Source organism: Pseudoalteromonas piscicida (assembly GCF_002744175.1).
In the GTDB taxonomy this organism is placed as follows: domain Bacteria; phylum Pseudomonadota; class Gammaproteobacteria; order Enterobacterales; family Alteromonadaceae; genus Pseudoalteromonas; species Pseudoalteromonas piscicida_B.
On sequence record NZ_NKHF01000047.1, the window covers coordinates 19,178 to 36,714 of the forward strand.

Consider the following 17,537-nt stretch of genomic DNA (forward strand, 5'->3'; position numbering starts at 1 on the left):
TACGATTTTGGTCTTTAGCTTAACGTCACTACATTTGGAGTGCCTGTCCCAGACGTCATGATGTAAAACCATGACTTTTGGCCTATAGGCACAACCTTGTTACTTTGTCATACTTAGTGAAGAAAACGGCAAGAGGACATAAGCGTTGGCATTCAGCACATTAATCGCAAATCGAGATATGAGAGATTTACTAGCGCTGATCACATGGGCTGCCCTTTTCGCTATCTCGGTATACATAACGAGTCAACAGCCTGAAGCGCCTGAAATATCTCTCTTTAGCAGCTTCTTCTGTTTCTATGCGCTTGGCTACCTCATTGGCACCTGCGAGCAATGTCATTACAAATTGCGATGGCTTGCCCTAGTCCTTATGCTATTTTCAGCCTTTGCCTGTGGCTGGGTGCTGCAATTTGGATATTTATCCATTCTTACTATTATTTGGGTTGCCGTTGTCGCTTATTTGCTCCCCATTCGCGTATTAGCTTGCTTCACCCTCATCATCGTATTGGTCTGGTTTACAATGCAGAGTTTAAAACAACAGCAGCTACTTTGGATTGAGGGATTACTATATGGCTTGTTTCACTTATTCGCCTTGCTATTAGCCACCACCCATCAACGAGAACAGCAAGCTAGGGTTGAGCTACAAAATCAACATGCTCAGTTGCAATCCACACAACATTTGCTTTCTGAGCTGTCGAAGCACTCTGAGCGCACCCGCATCGCTCGGGACTTACACGATCTGTTAGGTCATCACCTCACGGCACTCAGTATTAAGTTGCAAATAGCGCAAAGAATGACTGCCGACGCACCAGCACAGCAGCCAATCCTAGAATGTCAAAGCGTAGCTAAGTTACTACTCAATGATGTACGAGATGCCGTGGATATGCTCAGACAGCACAGAGATATTGATTTCCATCAATCGCTTACCTTACTAATCCAACATACTCCTGAGCTAAAAGTCCATGCAACCATTCCACAGCATATTGCAGTTGACGATAGCCATATCGCACAAGTGCTGCTGCGCTGTGTTCAAGAAGCAATAACCAACAGCCTAAGGCACAGTCATGCAAAACAGTTTTGGATTGCAATGATGCAAGATGAAGACAAGCTGTTCGTTAATATGCATGACGATGGCTATATCAGTGAACAATGGCATAAAGGGAATGGTTTGACGGGAATGTCTGAACGCGTATCTGAGTGTGGTGGTCACTTGCACCTCTTTGAGCACAATCGTGCCCTACACTATAAAATTACACTCCCGTTAACTCCACAATAAGGACGATATTGATGAAAGTAGTCGTAGTTGACGACCAGAAACTCGTAAGAGAAGGCATTGTCACTTTATTACAATTTAACGAGGAGGTTGAAGTAATTGCCCAGTATGACAATGGTCGGTCATTACTTGATGGGCTAGCAGAGGTTACTCCTGATATAATCTTATTGGATCTATCCATGCCCATTATGAACGGCATCGCTACCTTGAAGCAGCTAAATACTCAAGGCGTAACGATTCCAGTGTTAGTATTAACAACCTTTGATGATCCTAAGCTCGTTCTCGATAGCTTAAGTAATGGTGCCAAGGGTTTTGTGCTCAAAGATATCGCTCTGGATTCGTTGGTGAATGCCATGCAAACCATTATCAATGGTGAAACCTACTTTCAACCCGCCATCACTGAAACCTTGTTAAAGTATGCACCAAAGCTCAACAATGATTTTTCTGAGATTAAAGTCACTGAATCGCTTAGCGTGCGAGAAATAGAGGTACTGAGACTAGTTGCAAATGGCTATTCCAATAAGGAAATCGCTGAAGCCCTGCACAAATCAGAAGGCACAATCAAAAATCATGTCTCTAATTTACTGTCTAAACTAGGTGTGAGAGATAGAACCCGTGCGGTGCTATTAGCTATCGAGATGGGTATATTACAGTAGCTTAAACAAAGTGCACCAATTTACCCTTGAGCAGATTGGTGCAGTATCACGGCACTTAGCAATAGTAAGCTTCTACCGTTCCTTTTGATTTAATTAGCAAAGGCTGACCGCGGCGATCTAGCGCTTTTGGCGCAGCGACTTTGATCCAGCCTTCACTAATACAATATTCTTCAACATCGGTACGTTCTTTACCGTTAAAACGGATCCCAATGTGGTGTTCTAAAATTTCTTTTGCGTAATGTGGGCTGCGAGGGTTGATAGAAAGTCTATCTGGTAGTGCAGGTTTTTCAGTTAAATCTGTCATTTGGTTTCTTCAATTATTTAGCCATGACATATTGTAGGTAATCACATCGGCCGGCTCAATAGCGGCCGGCCTAAATTTTGATAAAACCCTACTTACGAGCTTCAAGCGTTAACATCAACAATAACGCGCCCTCTTACTTTACCGTCAAGTAGGTCCGTTGCGGTGGCAATGACCTCGTTCAAAGTAATTTCATGAGCAATCATATTGAGCTTATTTAATTCAAGTTCACTTGCTAACCGTTGCCATGCTTCAAGCCTTAGCGCTTTGGGGCACATCACACTGTCAATACCTGCTAACGTCACTCCTCGTAAAATAAAAGGAGCCACGGTGGCAGGTAAGTCCATACCACCAGCGAGACCACATGCAGCCACCACGCCACCATATTGCGTACTAGCGCAGGCGTTTGCTAAAACATGTGAGCCAACCACATCTATTACCCCTGCCCAGCGCTCTTTTGCAAGCGGCTTACCGGCTCCTTCTAGCTCACTGCGGTGGATCACATTTTGAGCACCAAGCCGGCTAAGAAATTGCGACTCTTGCTCAACTCGGCCACTAAGTGCGGTAACACGAAAGCCAAGTTTAGACAAAATAGCAATCGCCACGCTTCCTACCCCGCCAGCAGCACCGGTGACTAGTATCTCACCCTGCTGGGGTGTCACACCGTGACGCTCAAGCGCCATAATACACAACATAGCCGTATACCCTGCTGTACCAATAGCCATCGCCTCCTTTGCTTCAAGTTGAGCTGGCAGAGGGACCAACCAATCACCGTTCACGCGCGCTTTTTGTGCAAGGCCACCCCAGTGCTTTTCACCCACCCCCCAGCCATTAAGGATCACAAGTTGTCCAGGCTGATAATCAGGATGCGACGAAGTAGCTACTTTGCCAACAAAGTCGATGCCAGGAACCATAGGGAACTGCCTTACAACTGGTGACTTGCCGGTGATAGCCAATGCATCTTTGTAGTTTAGCGTTGAATACAGCACGTCTATCTCAACGTCTCCTGGCATAAGCTCTGACTCGGTTACTTTGTTAAGTGTTGCACTGTAATCACCATCTTGCTTATCTATGACTATTGCGTTGTACATATCGCCTCCATTAATTAGACCAGTCGTCTATTAAATTACAAAAAAGTCTGTTTACCCTACTCAACTACATATGACTAACCCGACACTTGTATTGAACGAATAAAAAACCCTGAAAAACGCTGAAGTGGTACGCCACTTTGTTCTAGCTTGGCTCTCATTACCGCACCTTCCCACCCATTCCAAAACGTATAGGCCAGCTCATCACAATGATGCTCAGTTGAAATATGGCCAAGCTGCTGGGCTTGCCTAAAGCACCCAGCAACCAATGCTTGCCACTCATTAAGCACATTTCCTAGCTTGTCTCTAAATGACGGTGGTAATTGCGCAATTTCTTGACTTAGATTGCCAACCAAACAACCTCGCCGATAGCTATATTTAGCCATCGACTGCTCAGCTTGCTCCATAAATAGCGCAAGCCGTGCTAACGGCTCAAGACCTTCGACGGATAATGCTTTGGTGAGCTTTGCGGTCAGAAACGATGAATAATGTTCAATCAGTACTAAACCGTAAGCTTCTTTGCTCGCAAAGTAATGATAAAAAGACCCTTTTGGTACATTTATCGTTCGCAAAATGGCATCAATCCCAGTAGCAGCAAAGCCTTTTTCGGTGAGAATTTCCATTCCTGTTCGGATCAATGCCGCCTTGGTTTCACTAAAACCCGCCTGCTCTTTTTTTGGTCGGCCACGACGCCGCTTTATACTACTCTCATTCATAAGTTAAATATTAGACCGATCGTCTAATATTGTAAATAACCTTCACAACACAAGATCACATTAACTCGGTTGGCTTTGAGCCATAAATTCGCGAGCGCATTCACCCACGTAGCGTCGCCCAGGGTTATCCCCACTTAACCACTCATCCACACAGAACAAATCAAATAAGCCAATCTTGCACAGTGTCGGCACAGCCAATTTTAGCGCCGCCTCCACTTCCCCGCGCTCGCCCGAATTATACAAAGCTATATTTTGCAGCATGGCTGCAACTGTTCCCGTTTGAACTTTACTGCCATCCTTTAACTTTACTGAAGGAAGCCTCTCGCCATCACTTACCACGGTTTGATTTACAGCAGCAAGTAGCTCTGTATTTTCTACCTGTGTACTCATACCCCTACTCCTTTTGTATAAACTCTCTGAACTAGCTGGTCTTCGTCTATGATATCAACCAACTTAATATTAAAAATCATGGTATTACAATGCTTTTACCATAAAGTACTTACAACCATCTTTAGGGTAGTTTTCTTGAACCCATTGGGTAACGTAACCATGTTTTTCATAAAATGGCATGGCCTGAAAATTTAACGTATCAAGTAAGCACTTTACGCACCCTCTTTGCTTAGCAGCGGCTTCTAAGTTTGCGAGTATCTGTGAGCCAATGTTTTGCCCCCTTAATGACTCACAAACCCACAAAGTATCTAGTAATAGCCAATTGCCAAAAGTACGTGCCGCAGCCCCTGCAACAACCTCTCCCATTTCATTCTTAACCTCAACAGCCAACGGCAAACGCTCAGTAACCTCCCAGTTTGCCCAATTAAACTCACTAATTTTACTACTCAAAAAGTCAACAAATTGCTGTTCTGGGTTTTCTACTACGGTTATTTTCACTGCTGTGCTCCGATTGATATTGCTAATCGACTATAACGCTTGTTCACGCCAGTATTGTCACCTATCATAGCGAAAAAAGTACTTATAAAGGAATCCGCTATGATGAAATCAAAATCTAGCATTGGAAGCTCAATCATATCAGTTGTCGTCGTCGCCATCGTGCTACTATTTTCTATCACATCATGCACAAACCCTAGCACACCCGCAGGGCATGAAGGCTATGTTTTCGAGCAACCACGATTTTTTGGGTCAGGTGGTTATCAAGGAAGCCTAGTTGGCCCGAGCAACTATGGTTTTTCGCCGCTGAGGAATCAAGTGGTCAATATTGATATGCGCCCTAACACCTATACCGAACGCTTTGAGATCTTGGCAAAGGATGACTTAAACATCAGTTTTGATTTTCATGCCATCATTGCAATAAAACCAGGCTCGGTTAAAGAAGTAGTCGAAAATTTCGGCTCAGAAAACTGGTATCAACGCTTTGTTCGCGAAACATTTCGCACCTATGTTCGCGATGAAGTGCAGCAATACGACAGTCGTGCGTTAAAAGGCAAGCGTGAGGAAATAGCTGAAACAGTAACTAAGCGCCTAAAAGCATATCTTCAATCCGCTCCATTTGACATTAAACAGGTGGTGATCGGTAACATCAATTACCCAAACATTGTGGCAAATGCCGTTGAGAAAAAACTGGCAGCACAACAATTGCTCGCGGAAAAAGAAACACAAAAGGCCATAGCCAAAAAAGATGCTGAAATTCGTATTGAGGAAGCAAAAGGTATTGCTGAAGCGCAAAAGATTATCAATGCCACGTTAACGCCGAATTACCTCCAACATGAAGCGATAAACGCACAACTAAAAATGGCAGAATCCCCCAACCATACAACGGTTTATATTCCTGTTGGCACTAATGGGATCCCGTTAGTAAAAGAGAGCAGATAAAATCACAGCAAATACTGAGTCTGTCTTGAGTATATTACGGGCTTAAATAATTTGAGGTTTGGATAAGAGATGAGCTAACCCATTGTTTTTAATATCACATTAACTAATTTTCTTGTCTAGCCAGAGAGTTTTGGGGATAATCAGGCGAATTTACGCACCAATAGCTGGCTATTGGAAGTGAATTCAACGCCGTTAGCGCTAAAACTCACTGCTAGAAAGGCATTAATTATCCGATTATTTAGTCGTTTAACTTCGTTCCACTGGGCGTTGTGGTGGCCAAATCTTAGCTGCCACTCACGCACTTCATCTTAGTTCGGCCGTATCAAGATGCAAAGTCTGCACTCTTAATAAAATGAATAAATGCGCTGATCTTTAGCGAGTCATGCGATTTACCATGGTAAATCGCATGTATCACTTGTTCTCCCCAGTCATATTCCGGGAATAAAACTTGAAGTTCGCCACTATTTATCTCGCTGCGTACTTGATACTCAAATAGCCGACTTACTCCGCCACCTTGGACACAAAGCGATTTTAAAGTTGTATAACTGTTGCTAGAAAACGCAGAAGCAGTTTTTACACTGAGACGGCAAGAGCCATCACTATAAGCCCAGTCATTAAGGGTTTTACGATGAGTAAAGTTTAAACATCGATGCTGTGTAAGGCATGATGGCTCATTTGTCATCCCATTCGACGCCAAGTACTCAGGACTTGCGACAATTACTCTCTTACAGTTCATGAGCCTTTGGCTGGTCAGTGATGAGTCTTCCAATGAATCACTGCTTCTGAGGGCAATATCTATCTCCTGTGAAGGCAAATTGAGCTGCTCATTGGTAAGATTAAGTGACAACCTAAGCGCTGGATAGTGACGTTGAAAATCGATTAACATTGACTCAGAAAGTAACTCACCAATCGCAGGTGTTGCGGTAATAGTCAACCTTCCCTGTATAGGCTCATTTGCCTTAATGTCATCAAGCATATTTTTTAAAGCATGCAATTGTTCGACAGCTTTGGAGTACATCATTTTCCCAGCGGCGCTAAGCTCGACCGCACGCGTCGTACGGTTTAACAAGCGTTTACCCACACAATTTTCAAGCTTAGCGATTGCTTTACTCACTGCAGGGCTCTGTACACCCAATATTTCCGATGCTTTAACGAAGCTCCTCTGCTCGACTACAACACAAAACACCTTAAGTAAATACACTAAGTCTTTATCCATTATTTCCTCAGTGGAATTTAACACATTCCATTAATGCTATTTTCAGGAACTTATCTGGTAGTGATAATGGCATTACCAACCACGGAGAGCAAATTGATGAATACAAAATACAACTCAAAGTTATTGCTATATTTTTTCTTTATTATGTTTATTGGGATCACTCAAAACAGCCTATCTGCACAAGAAAATAAACCACAGCAAGATGCTAAGCATGTCGACCTAACCTTGCCGAAAGATTGGTATTTAGGTGAAGTAACTGGATTAGAATTTTTACCAAATGGAGATCTTGTTGTGTTTAACAGAGGGCTGCACCCACTGCTAATTTTTAGTGCAACTGGTCAGTTCAAGCGTGAAATTGGTTTAGGATTATTTGCCGTTCCTCATGGCTTATTTGTTGATAGCCAGGGGAGTATATGGACAACAGACCAACAAACACACCAAGTACTGAAACTTAATCCTGAAGGTAAGATTGAATTAATTTTAGGGCGTAAAGATTTTAAAGGTCTAGGCTGGTTTGAAAACGGCTATCAAGTCAACTTGTTTACTTCCCCCAGTGATGTTGCGCTTGACAGTAAAGGTAATATCTATGTTGCTGACGGGGGAAATTTTCGTATCGTCAAGTTCGATCAGTATGGGAAATTAGTGAAAGCATGGGGTGAAAAAGGAGAGCTTCCGGGGCAATTCAACTTCCCCATTCGCTATATATTGATGCTGATGATACGCTTTATATCACTGACAGACAAAACGCAAGAATTCAGCTTTTTGATACTGAGGGCGTATTCTTAAAGCAATGGAAAGACATTGGTTTTCCATATGAGATAGAGCGCCTTAATACTAACTCTCTCGTCATTTCTGACGCCCGAAGTGGAGAAATTAACAAGATTGATTTTAATGGCCGGGTAACAGAGAGACTGGGAAAGTGGGGCAAGCGTGAATCTGAATTTGGCTTTCCTCACGGCCTTGCTGTCAATCACAAAGGGGAAATCTATGTCGGTGAACTACTTAACTGGCGAGTGCAAAAATTTTAATGGTATTATAAATTTCTAACCAAGCCGCTGGCATTTCGCCCTTCAAATTGATTGGAAAATTAATTTTATTGGTATTACTACAATTTTTTTTCTGTCGAATCCAACAGTTGTTGAAACGCGCGAGTGCTACCTAATAACTCGCGTTTAACTTCGTTCCACTGGGCGTTGTGGTGGCCAAACCTTAGCTGCCACTCACGCACTTCATCTTGGTTCGGCCGGTACAGCTTGGCACCCAACGCCATCAATGCTCGTGCACAACGCTGCTGAAGTTGCTCAATTTGCGCCACATGAATGCGAAATGTCTGCTGTGCCGCTTCTTCTATTTCTCCTTTTATACGTAAGGGTAGCGTATTTAACCACTGTTGGTTTGCGACCGTCACCCAAGCATCAGGGACACTTTCAATAAGAGAGACATGACCAATTTGGTTTTTCAACTGATCGGGACCAGCAAACAGCCCAACAACACTGGGATCAATCACATCTATATGTTTTGTTCGAGCCATTTTTGCGACGTTGGCCCAAGGTACATCAACAACACTTGCAGGTGTCATACTATAAAAATGACTTAATACCCTAGAGGCCGGTACTCTTAGCACGGCCTCTTGTAGCTTTTCAGGTAAATTGATTAACCGATTAAAATGCTTGATACTCGATAACGTCCGTGCCCCAACAATATGATGCATTAATATCGTGAGCTTTCCTTGGCGGTTAATCGGATCAACCACCAGCGAGTGCCAATGTGGAGAGCTTATCAAGTTTAGAAATGCTTGGTTGCTACTCGCCCAAAACGGAATGTTCAAAATATCTAACATAGGCAGCGCACGAGACAAATTTGATACGGATATAAGTATGCCTTCCACCTGACCACGCATTACCGCAGCCATTAGCTCTCGGCCCGTGCCTAACGTACCGCTGTGGTGAATGTCAACATATACCTTGCCTCTGGTCATACGCTCAACGTTTTGTTTAAACTCGTTGTGCATATGAGGAATAAATTCAGAAAGATTAACGGGATAAGGAGAAGCTAACCTGAATACATACAACGCGCTTTGACGTTTGGCAAGCTCTTCCTCCGGGTGCTGCACCATGGCAAACGCCCGTTGATATGGAAACGATAAGCTCGCGCATACCGCCAAGGAAGCTTGAATAAATCGACGCCGACTTCTAGACACTAAGAGTACAACCAAACTAACACCACTTACTAAAAGATAGTTGAGCCTTGTTCTATTTCAACCAAGTCATCACTCTCTAAGGCCTGTTGCTCTTTCAAGTTTGTTTTTGCTTTTCACATTTTCTGCACTTTTGCCTGCCATGTTTAAAACTCGAATCACGCTTAGGTTTGGAGTTACAATGAACAACGTAAATTTATTAAGGGCTATCACATTTATTGGTGCACTTTCTTGTTACCAAGTCGCAGCCCAACATAGGCCTCCACCTCCACCAGAGCAACCGCGACCACACTCACAATTGGATAATGAAATATCTCAACTCATCTCGATTCATGGGCTTACCGGCAGGGTTACTGGTAAGCGCGCGTTGCCGAAGATCTCTGATCCTGTTGCACAATTAGGCATGCAGTTATTTTTTACCAAAGCACTTGGTGGAGAAAAATCAGTCGCCTGTGCCAGCTGTCACGACCCAAGACTCGGTGGTGCGGATGGGCTTTCATTACCGATTGGTGTCAATGCGATAGAAAGCGATGTAATAGGCCCGGGCAGACAGGCTGTAAATGATGTAATCAATATTCCACGTAACTCCCCTACCATTTTTAATACTGGGTTTGCCAATAGTGCTTTGTTTTGGGATGGGCGTGTTCAACGCGTCACCACCACAGACGAACAGGGCAATGAAATCAGTTTTATTAGTACACCTGATTCGGGGTTTAACCAACCAGACCCACAAGCAGCAGAATCCCTAGTGGCGACGTTATCGCGCTTCCCTGTAACCTCTCGTGAGGAGATGCGTGGTGAGGCATTTGCAAATGCCACGACCAACGAACAGGTTAGGTCACATCTTGCACAGCGCATTGGTGATTATGGAGATGAAACTGGCAGTCTTGCCACCAACGATTGGTTACAAGCCTTTAGAGAAGCATTTAACTCCCAAGATGATGCTCAGACTTTGATCACTTTCGATAGTATTGCATTTGCACTCGGACAATATCAGGCCTCATTTGTAATGGTTGATACTGCTTGGCATCGCTATGTGCGGGGTGACCATTCTGCGCTAAATGAGCAACAAAAACGCGGTGCAAAACTATTCTTTACTCCTGTCACAGAAGGAGGGGCTGGATGTGTTGGTTGCCACAGTGGAGAAAGATTCACAAATGATGGCTTTTTCAATCTTGCATTTCCGCAGTACGGCATTGGCACACAAGCAAATAATGCAGATATTGGACGCGCTGCGATAGAGCCTTCACCCCGCAATCAATTTGCATTTAGAGTCCCGAGTCTTTTGAATATTGCGTTAACTGCACCTTATGGCCACGCTGGCGCTTATGAGTCACTCGAGCAAGTTGTCGATCACTATTCTAACCCTGAACAAACCGTAGAGCGCTTTTTCCAGCAAGGTGGGGCGTGCAGCTTAAAGCAGTTTTCCTTATCTGCTCAGTGTGACACACTAAATACACAAGCAAGAGAAAATAGTGAAGCGGCTTTGGCGTTACTAAGACAGTCTCCTTTTGTTGCCGCAAATTTGGCGTCACAACAAAAGCAAGACCTAGTTGCATTTTTACATACCTTGACCGACAAATGCGCGGGCGATCCGCAATGTGTGAGGAGATGGGTGCCAAACCATCGTACACCAAACCCTGATAATTTACGCTTACGCAGACAACGTTAAGCAGTGGAACACCTTAAATGATGAAAATGACGATTCGCGTCAAACTACTTTTGATAATTTTGATTGCCAACACCGCATTGGTGCTGGCGATCTATATCGCTAATAAAGTCGCGTTTGAAAAAAGCTTTACCGCTTATCTCGAAAATACTGCTCGCTCACAGCTGCAGAATGTAGTCACTCAAGTTGCGCAAACGTATGCACGCCATGGCTCTCTTGATTGGGTGTATCGCGGTTCAGAAGAGTGGGACAGCATCGTTCATCATTTTTATGGTCTTTCTGAAGGTGAACGACCGCGTGACAGACTCCAAACCCGCCCACCACCAAGGCCCAGAGAAAGAAACGAAGCAGGGCCGAGAAGACGGGATGGCCCTCCTCCACGCCTCAATAACAAAAAGCGCCTACTGATCAAAGACCCTCAGGGTAATATTATTATGGGCACCGCACAGAGCAAGCAAACCTCCCTGTGGTTTCCTGTTTATCAAAGTGATCATTTACCTGAGCCCAAGCGCCACAAAATTATTGCTTATCTTGGCGTAGAGCAAAGCGGTTTTGTTCGCAATGAGTTCGACCAGCTATTCGCCGAGCAACAACGCAAACAATTTATTGTGATAGCGCTCGTTGCTTTGTTAGTTACGGTCATTATCGCAGTGCCATTTAGTAAATATATGGTCAACCCTATCGTCCTTTTGCGCCGCAACGCAAAAACACTGGCGCAAGGCAACTACGATGCGCGCGTCATGATTGCTAGTAAAGACGAATTAGGCTTACTCGCCAGAGATATGAATCGCCTAGCCGATACATTGGCACAAAACCAAATTGCCAGACAACAGTGGATAGCAGATATCTCCCACGAACTTCGCACCCCGATAGCCGTTATTCGGGCTGAGCTTGAAGGCATGATTGATGGAGTCATAGCGAGTGAACCTGAGCAACTAATGTCATTAAATGAGGAAATCCAAAGGCTCACTCGGTTAGTGGATGACTTGCATCAATTATCTTTATCAGACCGCGGCGCCCTAACCTATAACATGGGCAAAGAAAACCTCTACGATTTACTAGCACGCACTTTTGCAAAGCGTAGCCATCAAATTGAAAAGCAGCATTTCAACTTTGCCTTGCTATGTGATGAGCATATTGAAATTGAATGTGACGAACAGCGTCTTAGTCAGCTATTCGATAACTTATTACAAAATACCTTACGCTACACAGACTCAACAACTGAGCAGCCGGGCAACATCCAGGTTCAAGTCACTCAACAAGCTGAGAAAATCACTATTTGCTGGCAAGACAGTGCACCAAGCGTAAAGCCGGAGCAATTAGATAAGCTATTTGATCGACTCTATCGCGTAGAAGAAGCGAGGGACAGAAAAACCGGAGGCTCAGGTCTTGGATTAGCTATTTGCCAAAGTATTGTTGCCGCCCACAACGGAAAAATCAGTGCAGACTTGAGCGAATTGGGTGGTCTCGCTATTATTATTGAACTGAAAAGATAATGGACTTCGAGTGTGCCAAACAAACATATTCTCATCGTCGAAGATGAACCTAAACTTGCCGACATTTTAAGTAAATACTTAGCACAGGCCGAATATACTAGTCATATTGTGCATGATGGGGCAGTAGCTGAAGCTGCTTTTAAGCAACAACAGCCAGCGCTTATTCTGCTAGACCTCATGTTACCTAATGTTGATGGTATTGAAATTTGTAAGCAGATCAGAGCCTATTCAAACGTACCAATTGTGATGATCACCGCTAAAGTAGAAGAAATCGATCGCCTTTTAGGGCTCGAAGTTGGCGCAGACGACTATGTGTGTAAGCCATATAGCCCAAAAGAGGTTGTCGCTAGAGTCAAAGCAATTTTAAGGCGAGTGGACCTTAACGAACGAGGCACGGTGTCTGAAACAGAAAGCAAACTTAAACTAGATGAAGAAAGTTTATTTGTGTCGTATCAAGACGCAAAGGCGACGCTTACCTATGTCGAGTTCATGTTGTTGAAGGCCATGTATGGTCACCCGTGTAGAATCTATAGCCGCGATTTACTGATGGACCACATTTACGACGATAGCCATATTGTCAGTGACAGAACCATAGACAGTCATATCAAGAATATTCGTAAGAAGCTGCAGAGCATTGCCCCTAAATATGACTTTATCCACTCCATTTATGGCGCGGGTTATAAGTTTGAGGCGCAAGAACGCCATGCCTAGCTGCTGCCATGCGTGTATTGCTTCACCAGTTCCTGTTTTGTTGATAGACTCAAAACAAAAAATAATCATGACAAGGAACATAAATGAAAAGGTTCGCATTGGCGATTGTCTTTACACTTACAGGATGCAGTAGCAGCAATATTGTCGAACGAATAACATCGGAGACGTCGGTTATAAAGCACAGCAACATAGCTGGTTATGAAGACAGATACACAAATATCTATAATAAATTTAAAGATTATCCGGTAACGTGCGAGGAGAACTGCTACCCCCCTACGCAACAAGTCCAATGCCAGTCAGAGATGCAAGACTGTACATTTATTGGCAATAATCCAGTACTTGCTCTCGACACAGGGTTTACCATTCAATGGCTTGGACACGCTAGTTTTAAAATCAATACTCCCGACAACCAGCAGCTGTTGTTTGACCCCGTTAGCGCACAATTTGATTGGCCTGTGAATTGGGCGTTTCGCCTATTTGAAGGATACAACAGAAATCCACCAGCAGCGCTGAGCCAAGCCGAATTAGCGCAAACCGATGCCGTATTATATTCACATATCCATTATGACCATTTCAACAAAGACGATATCGCCACCATAGGCACAGCACCTAACTATCTAACTCCGCTTGGGTTTGCGGAGCATTTTCCTGATGATGGTTACAAAGTTTCTGAAATGGCATGGTACTCCAACAAGCAACTCGGTGACGTTACCATTCACTTTGTGCCTGCAAATCACTTTAGTAGCCGTATTTGGGTACCTTTTTTGTACGAAGATCATGGTGCTGCACTATGGGGTGGCTGGGTAGTAGAGCATCAAGGTAACACCTTATTTTTTGCCGGAGATACCGGATATTCACCACATTTTAAAGATATTCAGCAAAAGTATGGCGATATTGATATCTGCCTCCTGCCTATTGCGTCATACCACAGTGAAGAAGATCCACAGTGGTATCGTAAAGTCCATACCACACCAGAAGACGCGCTGGTTGCTGCAAATGAACTTGGTTGCAAAGTAATGGTGCCTTGGGGCTATGGAAACGCCAGCTGGAAAATGGGAGATCGGACATCACATTCAGCGCTGTTCCGCCTTCTACACATGCAACAACAACTCAAAACCCAAACCCCTGTGTATGTGTTAAATGAAGGACAAAGTATCAAATTGTAAACCACCTAGCTCCCACAGCAACTTTGTTAAGGCCAACAAAAAGTAATAGCTGATCGACAAATGGAGGCCCCTAATTAGCCAATTAGGACCTCCGTGTTATACATTAAGACGGCGTACTAGAAATCAGCCTTTGTGAACAAATATGACCTATTCCTCCCCATAATGCCATTGCACCTTCTTGAGAAGTATTTGGATTAACACCTAATGGCACTACTACTTGCCACTCTCCAACTTCAAACTCCGACTCCCAGACGTTTCGATAACCTCGATCATAATCCGTGTGGCGAACTGGATACTCATTCGGTGTACAATTACCAAGATCAATTTCGCGAGAAGCTTTTCCATCAGAGCCCGTAGTAATATCATAATTGACTACAGTTCCCCTACCTTGGCGCCAATCTTTAACTAACCTGAGTCTAGCTGTTGCACCAGCTACAGGCGCGCCCGTAGAATCCTCCAACTCAACAGACCAAGTGATCTTATTATAGGCTTGCACAATCAGATAGGGATTATCGTAGGCAGAGCCAGGGATACGAAGGACATTATCTTCACCCGACACCGTTCGCTTTCGAATAGAAGCCACAGATCCAGCCTGCAGGTTGTAGGTATTGCTTGGATTCGTTGCGACTTCAGGGTTAGCCCTTACTCTAAAGTTCACAACTTGGTTGGCCTGCAGCCCAGTTAGAGAAATATACTGATTATTATCGAGCAAAACCCAGCCATTATTGTATATTTCAAAAATATACTCGTTGCTTGCGGTGCTTTGTAATGACAGAAAAGTATCTTGGCCTCTTACGGCTGTATAACGAAAATAATCAACGTCATTGACCGCATCCATATTAGCAATCAAGCTTGTTTGCTGATCCGGTAACACAGTTGCTGATGCTACCGTATCATTAAACTCATATTCATCAAGATTAGTTGCCACAGCGGCACCAAAACTAAAAGGTGCCCCGTCGGACTCAATCACCTCCATAAACCAGTAGTAATGCCCAGGCTCAGTAAGCGCAACAACAACTTCGTCTTGGTTTCCTGCGTTGGCAGAACTGCCAATAGTGGTATACGTATCATCACTATTATGACGCAAAATAGATAAGTTAACGTTGGTAAGCTCACTTTGGTCTACCAGTAATGCGGTCGTTTTACTACGTTCGGTGATTTCAAAGTGATAACAATTCGCATCGCCTGGCTGAGAATTATTAATCGTATACAAGTTCCCCGTAGATAAAGTAGGACAAACCGGAGTAATATCTAAAGCTGACTCAGCACCACCGAATGATATATGTGAAACACCCTTGGTAACGTTATTTGACGGCTTTTGCGCTCGCATAGATTGGCTTGGTGTAAATTGACTCACTACTCCTGATGGTGTCAATTTATGTTCTAGTGCATGAATAGGCCATGCTGTTGATACCGTTAATAATACGGCTGTTAAGTGTGAAATTTTCATCTAATTCTCCTTTTTAACGCATGAAATTTCACCACCAACACTAGTAGCGAGCTCACCAAACATCAACATAATTAACAAAATAAAAACATCGACACCCGCGCTGTGCTACGCTTCTAAGCTTAAGGCCTGATACTGCAGTAAATGGTTATCAATGTAGACCAATAAACAGTTATAACAATGAGTTATGAAGATACTTCAGCCTATGTACACTAATCTATGTTATAATTAGCATGTATTAATTCAAGGAGGCACCCCAACCGAGTGAGCAGAGCCAAACTAAGCCAAGACGAAAGTTTATCATTTAAAATCAATTATCAACTCCTTCCCAAAGAGACAAACCAGCTCGACCTGTATTTTTCCATCCCGACCGATATGGGCATCAATAGCAATACATTAAATGAAATAGATTACTTTAATGCCAACATCAAAAGTCATAGTGCATATTACTCAGAGCAACTGCACTTACCTTTGGTGCGCAGCCGCTTCATCAGCCAAAGTAAAGGCCAAAAAACAGATTATCGCGTTAACCTGAACCTATTCTGCTACCAAATTCGTATCGCTCTAGATGCCGATGTAAAGCAGACTCTGAAACTAAAAGAAGCCGATGAGTTTTACCCTGCAGCACAGTTATTAGTGGAAGAAACCGAACGCTTATTAAAGAAACTAAGGCGGTACACACCACCTGACAACAAACTCAAGCCCTATTATCAAAACGCAGATAACTACCTTAGTTGGCACACTGAACAAGCGTTTCTCAAACTCCTAGCAAGCGGCCCTAAGTCGAGCGACTTTAATCAACAGCGCAGCAGCATGATCAACTTTTGCCAAAGTGAAAGCCAATATCGTGATGAGCAGCGCTATAACTCTCAGGTTACACTGGAGGATCCAAATCGTATTACCAATAAGATGAAGTTACTTGAGAGGCTCATTGAGTATGGCGTGGTGTTTAATAAACAAACGATAGATTTAAGCACTAACTTAAAGCGCCTTGTCCGTGGTGTTGTTACGGGTATCATTATGGCCTTTGTTATGTTTATTGTGCTCAATGCTCGCTCTAACTTTCAAGAAGTTACTGTGGCGCTCATTGCCCTTTTAGGGGTAATTTACGGTCTTAGAGAGACATTTAAAGAAGACGTAACACAGTGGGCATGGCGCCGAATTCAGCGCGGTCGCCCCAAATGGCGTAACAAATTTAAAAACTCAGTTACCGATGCCATCGTGTGCACGCAAACGATTTGGCTTGAGCATATACGCAAAAAAGACCTACCTGAAGATGTCGATAAACTGCTGAAAAAACGCCGCCAGCAAAATAAGCAAGCCGCACACTTGCTGCATTTTTGCTGTAAAAATCAGGTTCATATTGATGAATTTTTACCAGGTTATGAGGAAGTACAACAACGTATCACCTTTAACATGAGCTCTTTTGTTCGCTACTTAAAAAAAGGTGCTGGCAAGCTTTATAGTCTAGAAGGTAAAAAAGTCTCGAAAAAGTCGGTTGAACGCCGCTACCAAATAAACCTAGTCATGCGATATAAATCGTCTCAAGGAATACAGCTTGAGCGGTATAAGTTAACCATGAACCGCTCTGAAATCGTAGCAATAGAGCTAATGGCCAGTGACTCTGTTTATACTGACAATACGCAGCAAAAATAAAAAACCACTGGGTAGCACCACCCATGTAGGAGCTGGTTTATCCAGCGATCTTTTGGTAACGGTTCGCCGCATAAAGCAGCTCCCACAGAGGTTTGATGTTATTGGTAGGAGCGATTTTACA

17 protein-coding genes are annotated in these 17,537 nt (G+C 43.6%); 9 read left to right on the forward strand and 8 right to left on the reverse strand.

The genetic code is table 11. From position 1 onward, the window contains the following. Nucleotides 1-145 precede the first annotated feature (145 nt). Entirely contained in the window at nucleotides 146-1,273 is a 1,128-nt protein-coding gene (locus CEX98_RS11015; protein ID WP_099642119.1) for a sensor histidine kinase, read from the forward strand. Nucleotides 1,274-1,284: 11 nt separating this feature from the next. After that, nucleotides 1,285-1,926: a response regulator gene (locus tag CEX98_RS11020; RefSeq protein ID WP_099642120.1), complete on the forward strand. Its 642-nt coding sequence runs from the start codon at nucleotides 1,285-1,287 to the stop codon at nucleotides 1,924-1,926. Nucleotides 1,927-1,981: 55 nt separating this feature from the next. Here the strand turns inward: CEX98_RS11020 and CEX98_RS11025 are convergent, their stop codons facing one another. The 5 genes from CEX98_RS11025 to CEX98_RS11045 form a co-directional block, all read right to left on the reverse strand. Continuing rightward, complete coding sequence (locus tag CEX98_RS11025; protein WP_099642121.1) at nucleotides 1,982-2,230, reverse strand: DUF3297 family protein; 249 nt, start codon at nucleotides 2,228-2,230, stop codon at nucleotides 1,982-1,984. 101 nt (nucleotides 2,231-2,331) lie between these two features. Beyond that, a complete protein-coding gene (locus tag CEX98_RS11030) occupies nucleotides 2,332-3,318 on the reverse strand; it encodes an MDR family oxidoreductase (RefSeq protein WP_099642122.1) in 987 nt (328 codons plus the stop codon). A gap of 74 nt (nucleotides 3,319-3,392) precedes the next feature. After that, nucleotides 3,393-4,031, reverse strand: coding sequence for a TetR/AcrR family transcriptional regulator (locus tag CEX98_RS11035; protein WP_099642123.1), 639 nt, complete (start codon nucleotides 4,029-4,031; stop codon nucleotides 3,393-3,395). Between the two features lie 60 nt (nucleotides 4,032-4,091). After that, nucleotides 4,092-4,421: a DUF7709 family protein gene (locus CEX98_RS11040; RefSeq protein WP_099642124.1), complete on the reverse strand. Its 330-nt coding sequence runs from the start codon at nucleotides 4,419-4,421 to the stop codon at nucleotides 4,092-4,094. An 84-nt stretch (nucleotides 4,422-4,505) separates the two neighbouring features. Then, on the reverse strand, nucleotides 4,506-4,919 hold the full coding sequence (locus CEX98_RS11045; RefSeq protein ID WP_099642125.1) for a GNAT family N-acetyltransferase: 414 nt from the start codon (nucleotides 4,917-4,919) through the stop codon (nucleotides 4,506-4,508). Between the two features lie 99 nt (nucleotides 4,920-5,018). Here CEX98_RS11045 and CEX98_RS11050 point away from each other — a divergent pair, with 99 nt between their 5' ends. Continuing rightward, complete coding sequence (locus CEX98_RS11050; RefSeq protein WP_431520160.1) at nucleotides 5,019-5,858, forward strand: prohibitin family protein; 840 nt, start codon at nucleotides 5,019-5,021, stop codon at nucleotides 5,856-5,858. A gap of 322 nt (nucleotides 5,859-6,180) precedes the next feature. Here the strand turns inward: CEX98_RS11050 and CEX98_RS11055 are convergent, their stop codons facing one another. Continuing rightward, nucleotides 6,181-7,074, reverse strand: a complete 894-nt coding sequence (locus CEX98_RS11055) for a LysR family transcriptional regulator (RefSeq protein ID WP_099642126.1) — start codon at nucleotides 7,072-7,074, stop codon at nucleotides 6,181-6,183. Nucleotides 7,075-7,170: 96 nt separating this feature from the next. Between CEX98_RS11055 and CEX98_RS11060 the strand changes: the two genes are divergently transcribed. Then, complete coding sequence (locus CEX98_RS11060) at nucleotides 7,171-7,860, forward strand: hypothetical protein (RefSeq protein ID WP_172439756.1); 690 nt, start codon at nucleotides 7,171-7,173, stop codon at nucleotides 7,858-7,860. 319 nt (nucleotides 7,861-8,179) lie between these two features. On the opposite strand, the gene CEX98_RS11065 is transcribed toward CEX98_RS11060, so the two are convergent. Then, the gene (locus CEX98_RS11065; protein ID WP_099642135.1) at nucleotides 8,180-9,274 is read right to left on the reverse strand and encodes a TRAP transporter substrate-binding protein; all 1,095 of its coding nucleotides are present in this window, start codon (nucleotides 9,272-9,274) and stop codon (nucleotides 8,180-8,182) included. 178 nt (nucleotides 9,275-9,452) lie between these two features. Here CEX98_RS11065 and CEX98_RS11070 point away from each other — a divergent pair, with 178 nt between their 5' ends. The 4 genes from CEX98_RS11070 to CEX98_RS11085 all read left to right on the forward strand — a co-directional run bounded on the left by CEX98_RS11070 (nucleotide 9,453) and on the right by CEX98_RS11085 (nucleotide 14,313). Further along, nucleotides 9,453-10,943 (forward strand): cytochrome-c peroxidase, encoded by a 1,491-nt coding sequence (locus CEX98_RS11070; RefSeq protein WP_099642128.1) that lies wholly within the window; start codon nucleotides 9,453-9,455, stop codon nucleotides 10,941-10,943. Between the two features lie 17 nt (nucleotides 10,944-10,960). After that, nucleotides 10,961-12,436: an ATP-binding protein gene (locus CEX98_RS11075; protein ID WP_242441686.1), complete on the forward strand. Its 1,476-nt coding sequence runs from the start codon at nucleotides 10,961-10,963 to the stop codon at nucleotides 12,434-12,436. 12 nt (nucleotides 12,437-12,448) lie between these two features. Next, nucleotides 12,449-13,147 carry a response regulator gene (locus CEX98_RS11080; RefSeq protein ID WP_099642129.1) on the forward strand — a complete coding sequence of 233 codons (699 nt, stop codon included), beginning with the start codon at nucleotides 12,449-12,451 and terminating at the stop codon, nucleotides 13,145-13,147. Nucleotides 13,148-13,230: 83 nt separating this feature from the next. Continuing rightward, nucleotides 13,231-14,313 (forward strand): MBL fold metallo-hydrolase, encoded by a 1,083-nt coding sequence (locus tag CEX98_RS11085; protein WP_099642130.1) that lies wholly within the window; start codon nucleotides 13,231-13,233, stop codon nucleotides 14,311-14,313. A gap of 103 nt (nucleotides 14,314-14,416) precedes the next feature. Here the strand turns inward: CEX98_RS11085 and CEX98_RS11090 are convergent, their stop codons facing one another. Further along, the gene (locus tag CEX98_RS11090) at nucleotides 14,417-15,763 is read right to left on the reverse strand and encodes a hypothetical protein (RefSeq protein ID WP_099642131.1); all 1,347 of its coding nucleotides are present in this window, start codon (nucleotides 15,761-15,763) and stop codon (nucleotides 14,417-14,419) included. A 261-nt stretch (nucleotides 15,764-16,024) separates the two neighbouring features. On the opposite strand from CEX98_RS11090, the gene CEX98_RS11095 reads away from it, so the two are divergent. Next, entirely contained in the window at nucleotides 16,025-17,416 is a 1,392-nt protein-coding gene (locus CEX98_RS11095) for a hypothetical protein (RefSeq protein ID WP_099642132.1), read from the forward strand. Nucleotides 17,417-17,537: the final 121 nt, after the last annotated feature.

Excerpts from the sequence above, each read along its gene's own strand:
- CEX98_RS11020 (WP_099642120.1), top strand. The coding sequence starts at position 1,285 with ATGAAAGTAGTCGTAGTTGACGACCAGAAACTCGTAAGAGAAGGCATT.
- CEX98_RS11025 (WP_099642121.1), bottom strand. The coding sequence starts at position 2,230 with ATGACAGATTTAACTGAAAAACCTGCACTACCAGATAGACTTTCTATC.
- CEX98_RS11030 (WP_099642122.1), bottom strand. The coding sequence starts at position 3,318 with ATGTACAACGCAATAGTCATAGATAAGCAAGATGGTGATTACAGTGCA.
- CEX98_RS11035 (WP_099642123.1), bottom strand. The coding sequence starts at position 4,031 with ATGAATGAGAGTAGTATAAAGCGGCGTCGTGGCCGACCAAAAAAAGAG.
- CEX98_RS11040 (WP_099642124.1), bottom strand. The coding sequence starts at position 4,421 with ATGAGTACACAGGTAGAAAATACAGAGCTACTTGCTGCTGTAAATCAA.
- CEX98_RS11050 (WP_431520160.1), top strand. The coding sequence starts at position 5,019 with ATGATGAAATCAAAATCTAGCATTGGAAGCTCAATCATATCAGTTGTC.
- CEX98_RS11055 (WP_099642126.1), bottom strand. The coding sequence starts at position 7,074 with ATGGATAAAGACTTAGTGTATTTACTTAAGGTGTTTTGTGTTGTAGTC.
- CEX98_RS11060 (WP_172439756.1), top strand. The coding sequence starts at position 7,171 with ATGAATACAAAATACAACTCAAAGTTATTGCTATATTTTTTCTTTATT.
- CEX98_RS11070 (WP_099642128.1), top strand. The coding sequence starts at position 9,453 with ATGAACAACGTAAATTTATTAAGGGCTATCACATTTATTGGTGCACTT.
- CEX98_RS11075 (WP_242441686.1), top strand. The coding sequence starts at position 10,961 with ATGATGAAAATGACGATTCGCGTCAAACTACTTTTGATAATTTTGATT.
- CEX98_RS11085 (WP_099642130.1), top strand. The coding sequence starts at position 13,231 with ATGAAAAGGTTCGCATTGGCGATTGTCTTTACACTTACAGGATGCAGT.
- CEX98_RS11090 (WP_099642131.1), bottom strand. The coding sequence starts at position 15,763 with ATGAAAATTTCACACTTAACAGCCGTATTATTAACGGTATCAACAGCA.